The following is a 16,924-nucleotide window of genomic DNA, read 5'->3' on the forward strand; positions in this document are numbered from 1 at the left end:
GCGCGTGGCGCACGAGGCTTCGCGGCATCGCCCGGCAGGCGGCGTGCGGCGGATGAACGGGATGAATGAGGTAGGCGCTAGGGTGCGAGGTTGATCAGCACAAACTTTCAAATTATAGCCTGAAAATGGGCCTATCTTCAATGGATATGGCCGTCCGATCGTGTGTGCGCCGCGTCCGGCGGCGCAGCGCACCGTGCTACGGCCCCGTTTCCGCGGCCGCCCTACCCGCCAGCGTACCGCCGGATCAGTGCGCTTGACCAGTCCCGCGCGCGGGCCACACGTACCACACCGCGCTCGCGAGCTGCAGCGCGAGCAGCACGCCCCACGCGGTGAAGTGCGCGGCCGCCGGATAACGGCCGTCGACCGCCGGCCAGTGCGATAGCACCGCGCCGACGCCGATCTGGAACGCAAAGATCAGCAGGAAGATCACGAGCGTGAGCGTGGTGTTCGCGCGGCCGATCAGATGGGCGGAAAAATGTCCGGCCATCACCGCGTAGGTCAGGATGCCCACGCCGCCAAACATTCCGTACGCGGCCCACAGCATCGCGGGCGACAACGGCACGCGCGCGACGATCGCGAGCTGCGTCGCGACGAACAGCGCCATGCCGATGCCGCAGGTGGCGTAAACCGACACGCCGCGCCGCTCGAGCACGCGCGCCGCCGCGCCAAAGCCAACGCAGCCGGCCATCATCGCGAAGCCGAGCACCGACACGAGGCGTGCGGCATGCGGCGCGTCGAACCCGCCGACATCGCGCAGATACGGCCCGACCCACAACGATTGCATCGCGTAGAACACGCCCTGCGTGACGACGGAGAACGACGCAATCTTCCAGAACGCGCGGCTCGTCAGGATGTGCCACGTGCCCTTGAACTGGCTGACGAGCCCGCCCTGGTGGCGCGCCTGCTGCGCGTCGGGCGCGCCGAAGCCGATCGACGCCGCGACGATCACCGTCAGCACCGCGAGGCCGAAACAGATCGCGCGCCAGCTCGCCCAGCCGAGCAGCCAGGTCAGCGGCGAGCCGACCATCACGCCGCCGAGGCCGCCCACGGCCATCACGAGGCCATTGACGAGCGGCAGCCGGCCGACCGGGAAATGCTGCGCGAGCGCCTTGAACGCCGCGCCGAGACACACCGACACGCCGACACCAATCAGCAGCCGGCCGACCATCATCATGCCGATGCCGTGCGCCGCGCCGAACACGGCCGCGCCGGCCGCCGCGAACAGCAGCATGCCGGCCGTCACACGGCGCGGGCCGAAGTGGTCGAGCATCACGCCGGCCGGAATCTGCGCGCCCGCGAAGCCGAGGAAATACAGGCTGGTGAGCAGGCCGAGATCGGCGGCCGACAGCCCGAGCTCGTGCGTGACGAACGGCGCGAAGCCCAGATTGACGCCGCGAAACACGTACGACACGAAATACCCGACCGAAAACAGCGCGAGCACCCTCACCTGCACCGACGACATCGCTTCTCCTTGTTGGATGAAGACGCGCGACGCAGCGCCGACGCGCCGCGCACAAACGAAAACGCCGTCACCTCGGTGACGGCGTTTCGTCGAATTCGTCGGATGATAGCGCAATCGTCCGGGCCTCACCGGCCGCTGCGCCGCGCGCGACGGCCGCGCTTACTTCTTCTTGCCCTTGTGCGCGGCGGTCTTGGCCGGCGCGGCTTTCACAGGAGCGGCAGCCTTCGCCGACTTCGCCGACGACTTGGCGACGCTGCGCTTGCCACCATGCGACTTGCCGCCCACCGCCAGGCTCGCGCGCTCGATGTGCGCACCGGCGGCTGACGTCGCGATCCGCTCCGGACCGGGTTCCGCCGGCACCGAACGGCCGACCGGCACGTGCAGCACGAGCGCCTGGCCCGGCATCACGAGATCGCGGTGCGTACGGTTCCACGCCTTCAACTGGCCGACCGACACGCCGTAGCGGCCGGCGAGCGCCGCCATCGACTGCTTGCGACGCACGCGGATCAGCATCTTGCGCGTATCGGGAACGTCCGGCTCCATCGCGAGCGCGCCGTTTTCGGCGACGTCGGCGCTGATGTCCTCGTCGTCGTCATCGCCGCGCGGCACGACGATCGTCGAGCCCGGCTTCAGGCGCATGCCGGCCGGAATCTTGTTGACCGACATCAGCGTATCGGCGTCGACGCCGATCTTCTCGGCGATCGCGGCCGGGCGTGCACGCTCGCTGACCGTGTAGGTGGTCCACGACGACAGCTGGCCGTTGTAGGCTTTCAGGCTCTTCTCGAACGCGGACGCGTTGTCGAACGGCAGCAGGATCTGCGGCTCGGTCGCGCCGAGGATCACGGGCTTCGAGAACGACGGGTTCAGCGAGCGGAATTCGTCGAGCGGCAGGTTCGCGAGCTTCGCGGCCACCGCCACGTCGATGTCGCGCGACGTCGTCACCGTCACGAAATACGGATGGTTCGGGATATCGGGCAGCGCGAGGCCGTACTGCTGCGGGCTCGCGATGATGTTCTTCACCGCCTGCAGCTTCGGCACGTAGTTGCGCGTCTCGTTCGGCATCCGCAGGCTCTGGTAGTCGGTCGGCAGGCCGGCCGCCTGATTGCGCGCGATCGCGCGCTGCACGTTGCCTTCGCCCCAGTTGTACGCGGCCAGCGCCAGATACCAGTCGCCGAACATGTCGTGCAGGCGGGACAGGTAGTCGAGCGCGGCGCTCGTCGACGCGAGCACGTCGCGGCGCTCGTCCTGCCACATGTTGCGCTTCAGGTTGTACGTGCGGCCGGTGCCGGGCATGAACTGCCACATGCCTGCCGCCTTCGCGACCGACAGCGCCTGCGGGTTGTACGCGGACTCGATGAACGGCAGCAGCGCGAGCTCGGTCGGCATGTGACGCGCCTCGAGTTCCTCGACGATGTGGTACAGGTACTTCTGCGAGCGCTCGGTCATGCGCTGCACGTAATCGGGACGCTGCGTATACCAGGTCGTCTGCATGTCGACCAGATCGCTCTGCAGGTCGGGCATCTGGAAGCCGCGGCGGATGCGCGCCCAGAGATCGGAGTCTGCCGTGGTCAGGTCGCCGACGGATTGCTTGTCGACGTCGACAGTTTCTTTGGCGGTGGCTGATTTACGGAGGTAGTTGGACGTCGCCTGCGGATCGGCGGCGGTGTTGGCGACAGGGGGCTGGCTCGCACAAGCGGCGAGTAGCAGCACCACCATCGCACTCAATATAAGTCGCATGAAAATCTCTGCTTCCGACGGCTGGAAATTGCAGGCGATACTACGGAAGTGCGTGCTTCACGTCAATAAAAACACCGAAAACTCAGCGAAATCCTACATTTGGAGCAATTTTTACAGACACCGCTTGAGCTTTGGAGTCCTCCGAAAAACGTTACCGGAACCGGTTTTTCCATTCGCGCATCAGCGTGAACGCGGCCAGACGATCCGTCACCGTTTCGTGCAGCTCGGCCTCGAGCGTCGCGTGGATCGCCGCGCTGTCGGCCCGCATGAACGGGTTGACCGCGCGCTCGTGCGCGATCGTCGTGGGCAGCGTCGGCACGCCGCGCGCACGCAGTGCCTGCGCGTCGTCGCGCCACGCGGCGAGCGCCGCATTGCCGGGCTCGCACGCGAGCGCGAAGCGGATGTTCGACAGCGTGTATTCGTGTGCGCAATGCACGCGCGTGTCGCCCGGCAGCGCCGCGAGCGCGTCGAGCGACGCGAGCATCTGCGCGGGCGTGCCTTCGAACAGGCGGCCGCAGCCGCACGAGAACAGCGTGTCGCCGCAGAGCACGTGCGGCTCCGCGTTGCCCTGCCCGGCCGCGCCTTGACCGGCCGTCTGAAAATACGCAATGTGGCCGCGCGTATGACCCGGCACGTCGAGCACGTCGAACGCGACGGCCGGCGCGTCGAGCGTCACGCGATCGCCGCCCGCCAGCGGCCGCGTGACCACGCCGATCGCTTCGGCGGCGGGACCGTAAACGGGGAGGGGAGCATCGTCCGGTTGGCTATTACGCAGCGCGTCGACACCGCCGACGTGGTCGGCGTGGTGGTGCGTGAGTAAAATAGCGGTCAACCGCCATCCGCGTTCGGCAAGAACCCGGCGTACGGGCGCGGCTTCACCCGGATCGACGGCGATCGCATCGCGGCCGTCCGAGACGAGCCAGATATAGTTGTCTTCGAATGCCGGAACCGGCACGTATTCCAGCTCGTTCATGGGCGCGCAATCATCGTTATGTCCGATCCACAAATTATAGACTGGCCCGCCTGGACCGACTCGCCGCCCGGCCGCTACGTGCTGGGCTGGGAACAGGCGCAGCTCGACCGGATCGTGTCCGACGTCTTCGGCTTCCACGCGCTGCAGCTCGGCCTGCCGCAGCTCGACGCGCTGCGGGAGAACCGCATGCCGTATCGCGGCCTCGTGCTCGACCCGGCGAGCGGCGCGAGCGCGCCGTATCAGTATCCGTGGGCGCGCGAAGCGCACACGGCGGGCCATGCGCCCGCCGATCGCAGCACGACCTGGTGCGATCTGCTCGACCTGCCGTTCGAGTCGCAGAGCGTCGACCTGATCGTGATGCCGCACACGCTCGAATTCACGTCCGACCCGCACCGCCTGCTGCGCGAGGCCGAGCGCGTGCTGATGCCGGAAGGCCAGCTCGTGATCACCGGCTTCAATTCGCTGAGCCTGTGGGGCATGCGGCAGTCGTTCGGGCGCATGGCGAACCGCCCGTTCGTGCCGGCCACGCGCGACCAGATCGCGTTCATCCGGCTGAAGGACTGGATCAAGCTGCTCGGTTTCGACCTCGAACGCGGCCGCTTCGGCTGCTACCGGCCGCCGCTCGCCACCGACCAGTGGCTGGCCCGCTACGGCTTCATGGAGGCCGCCGGCGACCGCTGGTGGCCGATCTTCGGCGCCGTCTACATGGTGACGGCCGTCAAGCGCGTGCGCGGCATGCGCCTCGTCGGCCCGATCAAGATGAAGAAGCCCGTGCTCGCACCGGGCCTGACGCCGGCGGCCTCCCCGACCACTCACCAAGAACGTTCATGACAATCGACACCATCGACATCTATACCGACGGCGCCTGCAAGGGCAATCCCGGCCCCGGCGGCTGGGGCGCGCTGCTGCGCTACGGCGACAAGGAAAAGGAACTGTTCGGCGGCGAGCCGAACACGACCAACAACCGCATGGAGCTGATGGGCGTGATCGCCGCGCTCGAAGCGCTGAAGCGGCCGTGCCGGGTGATCGTGCATACCGACTCGCAATACGTGCAGAAGGGCATCAGCGAGTGGATCCACGGGTGGAAGAAGAAAGGCTGGGTCACCGCGGCGAAGACGCCGGTGAAGAATGCCGACCTGTGGAAGCGGCTCGACGCGCTCGTCGTGCAGCACGAGATCGAATGGCGCTGGGTCAAGGGCCATGCAGGTCATCCCGAAAACGAGCGCGCGGACGCGCTCGCGAACCGCGGCGTCGAATCGCTGGCCGCCTGAACACCGGCCGCCCTCTCCCGTTTTTCCTGCTTTTCCCGACATGCGCCAGATCATTCTCGATACCGAAACCACCGGCCTGAACGCCCGCACGGGCGACCGTCTCATCGAAATCGGCTGCGTCGAGCTGCTGAACCGGCGGCTCACCGGCAACAACCTGCACTTCTACGTGAACCCCGAACGCGACAGCGATCCGGGCGCACTGGCGGTGCACGGCCTCACGACCGAATTCTTGAGCGACAAGCCGAAATTCGCGGAAGTCGCCCATCAGATCCTCGACTTCGTGAAGGACGCCGAGCTGATCATCCACAACGCGCCGTTCGACCTCGGCTTTCTCGACGCCGAATTCGCACGGCTCGGCCTGCCGCCGTTCACCGAGCATTGCGGCGGCGTGATCGACACGCTGGTGCAGGCCAAGCAGATGTTCCCCGGCAAGCGCAACTCGCTCGACGCGCTGTGCGACCGTTTCGGCATCAGCAACGCGCACCGCACGCTGCACGGCGCGCTGCTCGACTCGGAGCTGCTCGCCGAGGTGTATCTCGCGATGACGCGCGGCCAGGACAGCCTCGTGATCGACATGCTCGACGACGCGGGCGTCGGCGGCGGCGCGGCGAACGGCCAGCGCGTGTCGCTCGCCGCACTCGACCTCGCCGTGGTGGTCGCGAGCGACGACGAGCTGGCCGCGCACCAGGCTCAGCTCGACGAGCTCGACAAGTCGGTCAAGGGCACCTGCGTGTGGCGCCAGTCCGCCGAGACAGATACCGCCGAAGCAGCGTAATACCCGCGGCCCGCGTCGCGGCCGCGCTCATGCGCGCGGCTGCAGCGCGATGACGGCCATCCCGCCGAGCGCGAGCACCGCGCCGGCCACGTCCCAGCGGGTCGGCGCGACGCCGTCGATCACCCGCAGCCAGATCAGCGCCACCGCGATGTACACACCGCCGTACGCGGCATACGTGCGCCCCGCCGCGCTCGGGTGCAACGTCAGCAGCCACGCGAACAGCGCGAGCGACAGCGCGGCCGGCACCAGCAGCCAGGCCGGGCGCCCGGCCTTCAGCACGAGCCACGGCAGATAGCAGCCGACGATTTCGGCCAGCGCGGTAGCGGCGAACAGCGCCGCGATCCTGATCAGTTCGGTCATCCGGTTCCTCGCGAATTCAGCCCCGTCGCGGCGGACGATCGGCCGCGCCGCGCGCCGCCGATCATACCCGAGCGGGCCGCGCCGGATGCCCCGCCAGGCGGGCGATTCCGCGCAATTTGCGCGATCGTCCGTCATCGTGCTATCATGTCGCCTGTTTCAACATTCAATCTCTGTCTTTTCGATTTTGAGAGAAGTCCGTCCGCACGCTGCGGGCCGGTGCCTCGATCGAAATTGCATCCACAGGAAAGCCCGCCCGACAGGCCCGCTTTTCTCGTTTCGTTGCCCCTCCGGGGCGTTGCCGGAACACCGGACATCTCGTCCGCACCGGCATCTGCCGCTCGCATCACGCGGCCCATTCTTCATGAGCGCACTGTCGCGACGGCCCATCGGGCCCGCGTCGAAGCAACCCCTTGGCCCTTTGCTGCCCCCTGCGCAGTAAGTGCTTAAAGGTCTGCCCCGACGCGCAGCACACGACACCGCGCTCGCCGGCAAACCGTGTCGGACGGCCCTGCCCGTTCCGGCGCTGTCAAAGGAGTGCATGACCTTGACCGCAACACACGTCAGCCCGACCGCTGTCTCTTCCACCGCTTCGCCGTCCGGCGAAGCCCCGCTCGCCGCGGACGACATCACCGTCGTCGACCAGAGCCTGCTCAAGCGCGCCGTCAGCGCGATGGCCATCGGCAATGCGATGGAATGGTTCGACTTCGGCGTCTACAGCTATATCGCCGTCACGCTCGGCAAGGTGTTCTTCCCGTCGAGCAGCCCGTCCGCGCAGTTGCTCGCGACCTTCGGCACGTTCGCGGCCGCGTTCCTCGTGCGTCCGCTCGGCGGCATGGTGTTCGGGCCGCTCGGCGACCGCATCGGGCGTCAGCGCGTGCTCGCCGCGACGATGATCATGATGGCCGTCGGCACCTTCGCGATCGGCCTGATCCCGAGCTATGCGTCGATCGGCATCATGGCGCCGATCCTGCTGCTCGTCGCCCGCCTCGTGCAGGGCTTCTCGACCGGCGGCGAATACGGCGGCGCGGCGACCTTCATCGCCGAATTCTCGACCGACAAGCGTCGCGGCTTCATGGGCAGCTTCCTCGAGTTCGGCACGCTGATCGGCTATGTGCTGGGCGCGGGCGTCGTCGCGCTGCTCACCGCGTCGCTGTCGCAGGACGCGCTGCTGTCGTGGGGCTGGCGCGTGCCGTTCCTGATCGCCGGGCCGCTCGGCCTGATCGGGCTGTACATCCGGATGAAGCTCGAGGAAACGCCCGCGTTCAAGCGCCAGGCCGAAGCGCGCGAAGCGCAGGACAAGGCCGTGCCGAAGACGCGCTTCCGCGAGACGCTGCTGCGCAACTGGCGTGCACTGCTGCTGTGCGTCGGCCTCGTGCTGATCTTCAACGTGACCGACTACATGGTGCTGTCGTACCTGCCGAGCTTCATGTCGTCGACGCTGCACTTCGACGAATCGCACAGCCTCGTGCTGGTGCTGCTCGTGATGGTGCTGATGATGCCGATGACGCTGTACGCCGGCCGCCTGTCCGACAAGGTCGGCCGCAAGCCGGTGATGCTCGCCGGCTGCGTGGGCCTGCTGGTGCTGTCGATCCCGTCGCTGATGCTGATCCACACGGGCACCACGGCATCGGTGTTCGGCGGCCTGCTGATCCTCGGCGTGCTGCTGTCGTGCTTCACCGGCGTGATGCCGTCGGCGCTGCCCGCGCTGTTCCCGACCGAGATCCGTTACGGCGCGCTCGCGATCGGCTTCAACGTGTCGGTGTCGCTGTTCGGCGGCACGACGCCGCTGGTGACCGCATGGCTCGTCGACGTGACGCACAACCTGATGATGCCCGCGTACTACATGATGGGCGCCGCGCTGATCGGCATCGTGTCGGTCGTCGCGCTCGCCGAAACCGCGCGCCAGCCGCTGAAGGGCTCGCCGCCGGCCGTCGCGACGCGCCGCGAAGCGCACCAGCTCGCGCGCCAGTTGCGCGAGGACGACGACGAATCGGACATCTACGGCGTCGCGACGCCCGCCCGCGCGTGAGCGTCGCCCAATGAAAAAGCCCCGGCCGAAGCCGGGGCCCGATCGAACCCGATCCGCCCGACCGGCTTGCGCCGGCCGGGCTTTTTTCATTCAGTCGGCGTGCGCGTTCATGCGTGCGCTTCGCAGTGACGGCAGAAGATCAGCGCGCGCGACCGCGACACGGCTGCCTGCGCACCGCGCGCCGCGACGATCATCCCGACCTGGCCGAGATTGAAATCGCGCTCGACCATCAGCTGCGTGAGCCCGGCAAGCGCCAACACGACGGACGGGTGGTACAGGCTCGATTCAATCAGGGCTTTCATCATCGGCTCCATCTGGCAATGCGTGATTTGATGGAGTGGATTCTAGGGATCGGTCGCGTCCGGATAAACAGCGCGAATGCGAAGTCACTTGTCAGCGGCCGAGAACAATCGGCAGCGGCTTGCCGGACAACGGCGAGCGGCGCCTGGCAGCGGCGTGCGGCAGCCCGGCGAACCGCTTCAAAAGCTACGCGAGCGGCGTATCGACGAAGGCCGGCAGCGCTTCCGCCCGCGCGGAATGGGCGGCGAGCGCCGGATAACGGGCCGGATCGATCCGCGCCAGCGCCGGGTAGTCGGCCGCCATGAACTGCGTGAAGCGCCACGCCACCGCGACCGTCACGTCCGACTGCAGCAGCCGCGCGCCGCCGAACCAGCCGTTCGTGGCCGCGACCAGCGGCTCCAGTGCGCCGTATGCGCCTTCGAGCTGGCTCAGCACGCGTTCGATCCACGGTTCGTGCTGCTTGTCCGACGGCCGCAGCGCCTGCTCGTAGACGAACTGCACGGTTTTCTCGGCGGCGGCCAGCGCGAACCCGATCGGCACCAGCGCGCGCAATCGGGCATCGACGGCGTCGGGCAGCAGGCGCCGCTCCGGCGCGGCGAGATGATCGAGATAGTCGACAATCAGCGACGAATCGATCAGCGTCGCGCCGCCGTCGGTCACGAGCGTCGGCGCCTTGACGACCGGGTTGAGCGCCCTGAACCGCTCGATGTGACGGAATACCGAGATCGACTCGTGTTCGAACGGCAGGTCGAGCAGCTTCGCCGAAATGGCGACCCGGCGCACGAACGGCGAATCCAGCATACCGATCAGTTTCATCGCAAACGCTCCGTTTCGAGGGAATGGGACCGACGACTGTAGCAGCGTCGCGCGGCAGCGCCTAGCGTGCGCGTGATGCAGATCAGCCGCCCGCACATCCGCCTCCCGCTGCGCGGCCACAGTGACCATAATGGATATTCACGCTCCTTCCGCCCCAGGGTCCGCCATGTGGTACGCCGTCGTCGAGCAGCAGCGGGAATGGATGCGCGCATGGCGCGCGGCGACACGATACGCGTTCGATGCCTGGCCCGCGGCGTCGCTGCCGCATGCCGCGTCGTCGTGCTACGACGACCTGTTCGAACCGCTGCTCGGGCCGCAGGCCGCGCCGCCGGGCTTCGATCTCGCGTGGCCCGACGTCGGCGAGCAGGTGGTCGCGCACACGCCGTTTTGCGACTTGCGGCGCTTCGCGCACGCCGACGCGCGCCGCACCGTGCTGCTGTGCGCGCCGCTCGTCGGGCACGCGGCCGTGATGATGCGGGAAACCGCCGAAACGCTGCTCGCCGATGGCGACGTTTGCGTGACCGACTGGCGCAATGCGCGCGACGTGCCGCTCGCGGCAGGCCGTTTCGGGCTCGACGAATACGTCGCGATGCTCGACGGCTTCGTCGACGCGCTCCAGCACGACGATCGGCCGCTGCACGTCGTCGCCGTGTGCCAGGCGACCGTGCCCGCGCTCGGCGCACTCGCGCTGCGGGCCGCGCGCGGCCTCGCTCCGCCCGCGAGCATCACGCTGATCGGCGGCCCGCTCGATGCGCGGCTGAACCCGAGCGCGCTCGGCGCCGCGGCGGCCGCCCATTCGCTCGACTGGTGCCGGCGCCACCTGATCGACATCGTGCCGCCCGGGTTCGCGGGGCATGGCCGCCGCGTGTTCCCGACCTATCTGCAACAGGGCGAGATCGCACTGCTGTATCCGCAACGCTTCCTGGCGCTGATCGAGACCTACGCGCTGGCCGCCTCCCGCTTCGACATGGCCGGGCTTGCCGACGCCCGGCGGGCGCTGCGCGAATACACCGCGCTGCTCGACATGCCGGCCGATTATTTTCTCGATACGGTCGACGTCGTGTTCCAGCGCATGCTGCTCGCGACCGGCGCGTGGCGCGTGCGTGGCCGGCGCGTCGAACCGGCCGCGTTGCGCGACGTCGCGCTGCTGACCGTCGAAGGCGCCCGCGACACAGTCACGGGCGCCGGCCAGACGCATGCGGCGCTCGGCCTGTGCAGCGGCCTCTCGGCCGACGCGCGCCATCGCGTCGACGTCGACGATTGCGATCACTACGGACTGTTTACGGGGCCACGCTGGCACGGCAACGTCCATCCGGCGATGCAACGCGTGTTCGCGCTGGCGGAAGCCGGCCGACCGCGCCCGCGCCGGAACCGTCGGACGTGACGACGCGTCAGGGGCGCGCCGCGTCGAGCAGCGCGCGCACCTCGTCGTCGCTCGTCTGCTCGAAGCGCGCGTAGAACTGGCTGATCCCGAAAAGCCGCGCCGGCTGCGACACCGCGACGAATACGTCGGCCAGGCCGTCGAACGCATGCGCCGCGCCCGCCGGCGCGACCGGCACCGCCGCGACGATGCGCGCCGGACGGCGCTCGCGCAGCGCCTGCAGCGCGACGCGCATCGATGCGCCGGTCGCGACACCGTCGTCGACGACGATCGCGATGCGTCCATCCACCGCCAGCGGCGGCGCCGCGCCGCGATACAGCGCCTCGCGGCGTTGCAGTTCGATCGTCTCGCGCGCGATCACGTCGGCGAGTTGCGCATCCGATACGTCCATCGCGCGGATCACCGAACGCTGCAGATGGGTCGCGCCGCCCGTCGCGATCGCGCCCATCGCGAGCTCGGGGTCGAACGGCACGCCGAGCTTGCGCACGACCAGCACGTCGAGCGGCGCGCGCAGTGCGCACGCGACCGGATACGCGACGGGCACGCCGCCGCGCGGCAGCGCGAGCACGACGACGTCGGTTCGCCCCGCGTATTCGCGCAACGCGTCGGCCAGCTGGCGGCCGGCATCGGCGCGATCGGCAAAACTGCTTTCGGTCACGATCGGCTCCCTGCCGTTGCGCCGGGCGCGCGCAACCCGCGCCGACGCCTGTCAACGAGCATGGTTCATCGGTCGCGCCGATGCAAGCAGGGTCATACCGGTGCGCGACGCGCCGCGGGAAAGGGTCAGAGGCCGGCGGCCTGCCGGTACAGCCGCCAGAACGACTGCGCGTAGGACTGCGCGAGTTCGGGCGCGCGCCGGAACACGTTCACCGTGTCGGCGTGCTCGGCAGCGCCGTCGGACAGCGTCGTCAGCGCGACGCTGTCGTCGACGATCGCGAAGCGCGACGCGGGGCCGCCGTGCCCCGAATCGATCGCGACGTCGATGCCTGCGGACTTCAGATAGCCGGCGCCGCTGGTCTTGCCCGCGCGCGGCGAACGCACGAGCACGACGCGCACCTCGATCCCGCGCGCGCGGGCCGCCCGCAGCGCGCTCGCGACCGTCGGCGGCACCTGCGTATAGCCGGCCAGCAGCACGCGGCGCTGCGCCTGTTCGATCAGATCGACGGTCGCGTCGGCCGCCGCGTTGTCATACGAAAAGTACGTGCCGACCGATGCGGCGTCGGACGGAATCTGGCTGGCGTGGACGCTCGTCGCGCAGCAGAACGCGGCGAGGAGGAAGGCGGCTGGTCTCATGGCGGGCGCCATTGTAGCGACGCCAATTCGCGTGACAAGAGGCGGCTGCGACGCTGCTGCGCCGACGCAACACACAGTGCGGAACGGGTGCCCGGCCGCTGTGTTTCGGGCCGGGTTTCGCCCCGCCGATCAGCCGGCCGCGACGCGCGCGAGCCAACGCGTCACGCCGTCGACGGAACGGAAATCCGCGAGGCTGCGCGCGGGCAACGCGGGATACGCGCCACCGGCCATCTCGGCCAGCGCGCGCCCGGGGCCGAGTTCGAGAAACGCTGTCGCGCCGGCCTCCACGCACGCGGCGAGACAGGCCGCCCATTCGACCGGCTCCGCGATCTGCCGCGCGAGCTTGTCGAGGCCCGTGTCGACATCGAGCACGGACGCGCCATCGATCCCCGAGAACAGCCGGGTGCCGGGCAACGGCCGGCGCACGCGCGTCGCGGCCAGCGTCGCGCGGAAGGCCGGCACGGCCGCCGCCAGCCGACGCGTATGCGACGCGATCCGCACGCAGACGGGCGCGACACGCAACGCGCCGGCGCGCGCCGCGTCGTCGGCCACGGCATCGACGTCGGCGTGCCGCCCCGCAACCACGAACGCATCGCCGGGGTTCGCGATCGCGATAGCCGCGTCGCGACCGTCGCAGAACTGCGCCAGTTGCGCGCGTGTCAGGCCGCGCACGAACACCATCCGCTCGTCGCCGCCGCTCGCGGCATCCATCTCGCGTGCACGCGCATCGGCCAGATCGAGCGCATCGTGCGGGTCGATCCTTCCCGCGACGCTCCACGAGCCGACCTCGCCGACGCTGTAGCCCGCGACGCAGCGCCGGCGTGGCCACACAGCGTCGAGCAGCGCGGCGGCCGCGAGCGCCTGGACCGTGCAGAGGATCTGCGCGACCCGGTTTTCCTGCAGCGCGTCGGGGCCGGCCTGTCGGACCCACGTGCGCGGATCGTCGCCGAGCAGCCGGCCCGCATGCGCGAACAGTGCGTCGGCCTGCGGCGCCGATCCGGTCAGATCGAACATGTCGGCGCGCTGCGCGCCTTGCCCCGAACACAGGATGGCCAGCGTCATCGCGCGTGCCCTTCGGCTTCGAGCGCATCGACGAAGACGCTCATCGCGAGCAGGTCGGCCGCGCCGCCCGGACTCAGCCGGCGCGCGACGAACGCACGATGCGCGGCCGCCGCGCGCAGCCGCCAGTCGCGCGCCCGCACGCCGCCGTGCGCGACGAACGCACGGGCGGTCGCGCGGGCGAAATCGAGGCCGTCCTGCCCGCCCCGGTGCAGCAGATTCGTGTCGTCGAGCGCGGCGATCAGCGCGAAGCACGCGGCGACGCGCGCGGCTTCCGGGTCGCCCGGCAGGTCGCGCCGCGCGCGGCGCAGCGCGGGCAAGCCGATCGCATACACGGTCGGAAAGCCGTCGGCCGCCTCGCGACGCGCGCCGCCGACACCGTAGCGGCGGCTCGCGCGCTCGCCGTGACTGTCCGGCACACGTGGACCGCCGAGGATCTCGACGCCCCAGCGGCGCGACACGAACGCACCGAGCGTCGTCCCGGCCGGCAGCGCGCCCGGTATCGTGCGCCGGCCGGCGGCCGCGCACAGCAGCCCGAGCCCGAAGATCGCACCACGATGCGTATTGACGCCGCCGGTCGCGGCGAGCATCGCGTGCTCGGCACGCAGGCCGATCTTGCGCAGCACGGCCATGTCGGCGTCGCGGGCGCCCGCGTCGGCGAGTTCCGCGAAGTACGGCCGCAGCACGACGGCGCTGCGCGTGAACGTCGCGGCATCCATGTCCGCGTGACTGCCGGTGTCGACGTGACTGACGAGGCCCGGCTTCGGGTAGGTGTCGATCTCGAGCACGAGGCTGCGCTCGGCCAGCGCGGCGATGCGCTCGGCCTCGGACGGCGCCGCGACGCGACAGGCAGCCGCGGCGTTCATTGCGTGCCCCCGATGAACGCATCGGCGCGCATCAATTCGACGGTAGTCGCGGTCTTCACCGCGACTTCGGGCAACCGCGCGTGCAGTTCGCGCCAGTTGGCGCCCGCGCCGTCGTCGCGCAGCAGTTCGCCGTCGATGCGCATTGGCGCGCGCGCATCGATCGTCGCGAGACCGTCGAGCAACGGCGCGAGCGACGCGGCGTCCGGCAGCGGGAACACGATGTCGAGATCGGACGATGCGCTCAGGTACGGCTCGCCGGTCAGCGCCTGCCAGGCGAGGCTGCCGAACACGCGGCCCTGCACGCCGCAGCGCGCGCCGAGCGCATCGAGCTCGCGCAGCGGCGCATGCCACGCGGCGGGCGCTCCGGAGCGTACGTCCGCCAACGCCGGCAGCGGGCCGACCGTCGCGAGCGCGTGGGCGGCCACGTTCAGCGCGATGCGCCGCTTGCCCGCCGGCGGCGGCAGCGGCAGGCCGAGCGGCACGCGGCCGGCATCGGCTTCATCCGGCGACGCGCGACGCACGATCAGCGGCCAGCCGCGTTCGGCCCATGCGCGCACGAGCGGATCGCCCGCGAGCGCGGGGTCGTGGGCAAAGGCCGCGCCCCACCCGCCCGCCGTCAGCGTGACGAGCGTGTGGCGGCGCAGCGGCAGCTCAGCGTGCGGCACGCGCAAGGGCCTCGACGCGGGCGGCGACGTCGGTCGCGACCGGCCGGCCGCGCGCCGCGCGCCGGTCGACGCGCTCGGCCGGCTTGCCGAGCCATTCGCCGACCTGCGCGTCGAGCGCGCGGGACGGATCGAGCACGGCGTCGACGGCGCCCATCTTCACGAGGTTGTCGAGCCCCGGCGCGAACACCGGGGTCGAACGCGCCATCTCCTTCAGCACGTCGATCGGCAGCTTGGTCACGCGCGACATCGACGGCAGGTCCATCACCTCCGGCTCGGCACCCGGCACCGCGAGCAGCGTGCGGGTCGCGAGCGCGGTCGCGATGAACGCGCCCGCGGCCGTGTGGCCGTACAGCACGCCGATCGTCCGGTGTCCGGCGAGATCCGCGTGCATCAGGCACTTCGCGAGATGCGACAGCCCTTCGTTCAGGCCGAGCAGTTCGTCGCGCTTGCTCATCCGCTGGCTGTCGCTGTCGACCAGCACGACGATCGGCGTGTCGCCGCCGCGCGCGACCGTGTCGAGCACGCGCGACGCGAGCGTCAGCGCCTCGTCGATGCCGAACGGCAAGCGGTCAGCAACGCCGATCACGTCGACGCGCGTGCCGGCCAGTTCCGCGTGGCCCGTCAGCAGGCCGCCATTGCGCGCGATCGAATGGCCTTTGGGGAACAGCGAGGTCAGTACTTCATCGAGCGTCATGCTGCGGCTCCTGTAACTGGTCGGCGAGCTTCGCGAATGCTTCGTCGGGCATGCCGGGGATCGCTTCCGGCTCGGTGGCCCCGAGCGCGCGCCACACGTCGAGCGCATCGTTGCAGCCGCCGAACCGTTCGACCCGCGCTTCGAGACGCGCCTGTTCCGCGCGCAGCATCGCCGCATCGAACGTCGGCGCGCGACCGATCAGATCGAGCGCCGCCGCGCGGAACGCGTCGGGCGTATCGGCCACGTAGCGATCGGCGCCGCCGATCAAGCGCCGGTGCTTGCCGCCCATCGTGCGCCAGATCAGCGCGCGATCCTTCGAGTCGAATTCCTCGACGCCGCGATTGGTCTCGATCACTTCGGGGCCCGACACGCTGATGCGCCCCTGCTCCGACACCGCGAGCGCCGAACAGCACGCGGCGAGCAACCCGCCGCCGCCATAGCAGCCCGCGCGGCCGCCGATCAGCCCGATCACCGGCACGCCGGCCGCACGCGCTTCGACGAGCGCACGCATGATCTCGGCGATCGCGAGCTCGCCCGCGTTCGCTTCCTGCAGCCGCACGCCGCCCGTATCGAACAGGATCAGCACCGGCTTGCCGACTTCGCGCGCGGCGCGCAGCAGCCCGGTGAGCTTCGCGCCGTGCACTTCGCCGAACGCGCCGCCCATGAAGCGGCCTTCCTGAGCGGCGACGAACACCGGCCGGCCGTCGAGCCGGCCGTGGCCGACCACCATCCCGTCGTCGAACTGCTGCGGCAGGCCGAACAGCGGCAAGTGCGGGCTCGTCATGCGCTCGGCCGGCCCGAGGAATTCGCTGAAACTGCCCGCGTCGAGCAGCCCGTCGATGCGCTGCCGCGCCGATGCTTCGTACCAGCTCGCCGCATTCGCGACGAACGCCGGTGCGTCGTGGATCACGTCGCTCATCATGCATCTCCCTCGATCGCGCGCACGGCCTGCGCGAGCCGCAGCGACACCATGTCGGGTCGCGCGCCGCCGTCGTTGATCGACAGCTTCAGGCCGCCCGGCGTGCGCCGTTCGACGAAATCCGACACGACCGCCTGCCACACCGCGCCGAACCCGACGGCCGCGGTGCGGATGTCGATCTCGCATTCGTTGCCCGGCAGCACGCGCTCGACGAGCACCTCGAGATTGCCGGACGCGACCACGCCGACGAGCGCCGCGGCCTGCTCGCCCTTCGCGCGTTCGCGCGCGGTGAAGCGATAGTTCAACTGTTCCATGCCCTCTTCC

General features: G+C 69.9%; 19 protein-coding genes. 5 read left to right on the forward strand and 14 right to left on the reverse strand.

All coding sequences use genetic code 11. The features are described from left to right. Positions 1-244: 244 nt before the first annotated feature. The 3 genes from J8I33_RS14615 to gloB all read right to left on the reverse strand — a co-directional run bounded on the left by J8I33_RS14615 (position 245) and on the right by gloB (position 4,172). On the reverse strand, positions 245-1,462 hold the full coding sequence (locus J8I33_RS14615; protein WP_209927413.1) for an MFS transporter: 1,218 nt from the start codon (positions 1,460-1,462) through the stop codon (positions 245-247). A 159-nt stretch (positions 1,463-1,621) separates the two neighbouring features. Then, the gene (locus J8I33_RS14620; RefSeq protein ID WP_050015195.1) at positions 1,622-3,199 is read right to left on the reverse strand and encodes a transglycosylase SLT domain-containing protein; all 1,578 of its coding nucleotides are present in this window, start codon (positions 3,197-3,199) and stop codon (positions 1,622-1,624) included. A 151-nt stretch (positions 3,200-3,350) separates the two neighbouring features. Beyond that, positions 3,351-4,172, reverse strand: a complete 822-nt coding sequence (gloB, locus tag J8I33_RS14625; RefSeq protein ID WP_209937321.1) for a hydroxyacylglutathione hydrolase — start codon at positions 4,170-4,172, stop codon at positions 3,351-3,353. A gap of 18 nt (positions 4,173-4,190) precedes the next feature. On the opposite strand from gloB, the gene J8I33_RS14630 reads away from it, so the two are divergent. Genes J8I33_RS14630 through dnaQ form a run of 3 tightly spaced genes read left to right on the forward strand, consistent with a single transcriptional unit; the run spans position 4,191 to position 6,218 of the window. Beyond that, complete coding sequence (locus tag J8I33_RS14630; protein ID WP_050015191.1) at positions 4,191-5,003, forward strand: class I SAM-dependent methyltransferase; 813 nt, start codon at positions 4,191-4,193, stop codon at positions 5,001-5,003. Next, entirely contained in the window at positions 5,000-5,443 is a 444-nt protein-coding gene (rnhA, locus tag J8I33_RS14635; protein WP_050015189.1) for a ribonuclease HI, read from the forward strand. The genes J8I33_RS14630 and rnhA overlap by 4 nt, the downstream gene beginning before the upstream one ends. A 40-nt stretch (positions 5,444-5,483) precedes the next feature. Further along, complete coding sequence (gene dnaQ / locus J8I33_RS14640; RefSeq protein ID WP_050015188.1) at positions 5,484-6,218, forward strand: DNA polymerase III subunit epsilon; 735 nt, start codon at positions 5,484-5,486, stop codon at positions 6,216-6,218. 27 nt (positions 6,219-6,245) lie between these two features. Here the strand turns inward: dnaQ and J8I33_RS14645 are convergent, their stop codons facing one another. Further along, on the reverse strand, positions 6,246-6,578 hold the full coding sequence (locus tag J8I33_RS14645) for a YnfA family protein (RefSeq protein ID WP_209937327.1): 333 nt from the start codon (positions 6,576-6,578) through the stop codon (positions 6,246-6,248). 538 nt (positions 6,579-7,116) lie between these two features. Between J8I33_RS14645 and proP the strand changes: the two genes are divergently transcribed. Then, positions 7,117-8,607 carry a glycine betaine/L-proline transporter ProP gene (gene proP / locus J8I33_RS14650; protein WP_050015187.1) on the forward strand — a complete coding sequence of 497 codons (1,491 nt, stop codon included), beginning with the start codon at positions 7,117-7,119 and terminating at the stop codon, positions 8,605-8,607. Positions 8,608-8,714: 107 nt separating this feature from the next. Here the strand turns inward: proP and J8I33_RS14655 are convergent, their stop codons facing one another. Beyond that, positions 8,715-8,912 (reverse strand): hypothetical protein, encoded by a 198-nt coding sequence (locus J8I33_RS14655; protein ID WP_050015242.1) that lies wholly within the window; start codon positions 8,910-8,912, stop codon positions 8,715-8,717. A 181-nt stretch (positions 8,913-9,093) separates the two neighbouring features. Next, positions 9,094-9,723, reverse strand: a complete 630-nt coding sequence (locus tag J8I33_RS14660; RefSeq protein ID WP_209937334.1) for a glutathione S-transferase — start codon at positions 9,721-9,723, stop codon at positions 9,094-9,096. Between the two features lie 166 nt (positions 9,724-9,889). Here J8I33_RS14660 and J8I33_RS14665 point away from each other — a divergent pair, with 166 nt between their 5' ends. Then, positions 9,890-11,107: a polyhydroxyalkanoate depolymerase gene (locus J8I33_RS14665; RefSeq protein WP_124680200.1), complete on the forward strand. Its 1,218-nt coding sequence runs from the start codon at positions 9,890-9,892 to the stop codon at positions 11,105-11,107. 7 nt (positions 11,108-11,114) lie between these two features. Here the strand turns inward: J8I33_RS14665 and J8I33_RS14670 are convergent, their stop codons facing one another. The 8 genes from J8I33_RS14670 to mdcC form a co-directional block, all read right to left on the reverse strand. Beyond that, positions 11,115-11,762 (reverse strand): phosphoribosyltransferase family protein, encoded by a 648-nt coding sequence (locus J8I33_RS14670; RefSeq protein WP_209937342.1) that lies wholly within the window; start codon positions 11,760-11,762, stop codon positions 11,115-11,117. Positions 11,763-11,887: 125 nt separating this feature from the next. Beyond that, a complete protein-coding gene (locus J8I33_RS14675; RefSeq protein WP_209937349.1) occupies positions 11,888-12,409 on the reverse strand; it encodes a phospholipase D-like domain-containing protein in 522 nt (173 codons plus the stop codon). Between the two features lie 117 nt (positions 12,410-12,526). Then, positions 12,527-13,459, reverse strand: coding sequence for an acyltransferase domain-containing protein (locus J8I33_RS14680; RefSeq protein WP_209937356.1), 933 nt, complete (start codon positions 13,457-13,459; stop codon positions 12,527-12,529). Then, entirely contained in the window at positions 13,456-14,322 is an 867-nt protein-coding gene (gene mdcB / locus J8I33_RS14685; RefSeq protein ID WP_209937363.1) for a triphosphoribosyl-dephospho-CoA synthase MdcB, read from the reverse strand. The genes J8I33_RS14680 and mdcB overlap by 4 nt, the downstream gene beginning before the upstream one ends. Then, on the reverse strand, positions 14,319-14,987 hold the full coding sequence (gene mdcG, locus J8I33_RS14690) for a malonate decarboxylase holo-[acyl-carrier-protein] synthase (protein WP_050015240.1): 669 nt from the start codon (positions 14,985-14,987) through the stop codon (positions 14,319-14,321). Before mdcG ends, mdcB begins: the two co-directional genes overlap by 4 nt. Continuing rightward, positions 14,974-15,681, reverse strand: coding sequence for a biotin-independent malonate decarboxylase subunit gamma (mdcE, locus tag J8I33_RS14695; RefSeq protein WP_124594919.1), 708 nt, complete (start codon positions 15,679-15,681; stop codon positions 14,974-14,976). Before mdcE ends, mdcG begins: the two co-directional genes overlap by 14 nt. Then, on the reverse strand, positions 15,668-16,603 hold the full coding sequence (locus J8I33_RS14700; RefSeq protein WP_050015173.1) for a biotin-independent malonate decarboxylase subunit beta: 936 nt from the start codon (positions 16,601-16,603) through the stop codon (positions 15,668-15,670). Before J8I33_RS14700 ends, mdcE begins: the two co-directional genes overlap by 14 nt. Further along, entirely contained in the window at positions 16,600-16,914 is a 315-nt protein-coding gene (gene mdcC, locus J8I33_RS14705; RefSeq protein WP_006485317.1) for a malonate decarboxylase acyl carrier protein, read from the reverse strand. The genes J8I33_RS14700 and mdcC overlap by 4 nt, the downstream gene beginning before the upstream one ends. Between the last annotated feature and the right edge of the window lie 10 nt (positions 16,915-16,924).

Origin of the sequence: Burkholderia sp. AcTa6-5, from assembly GCF_017815075.1 — a bacterium.
Lineage (GTDB): Bacteria > Pseudomonadota > Gammaproteobacteria > Burkholderiales > Burkholderiaceae > Burkholderia > Burkholderia sola.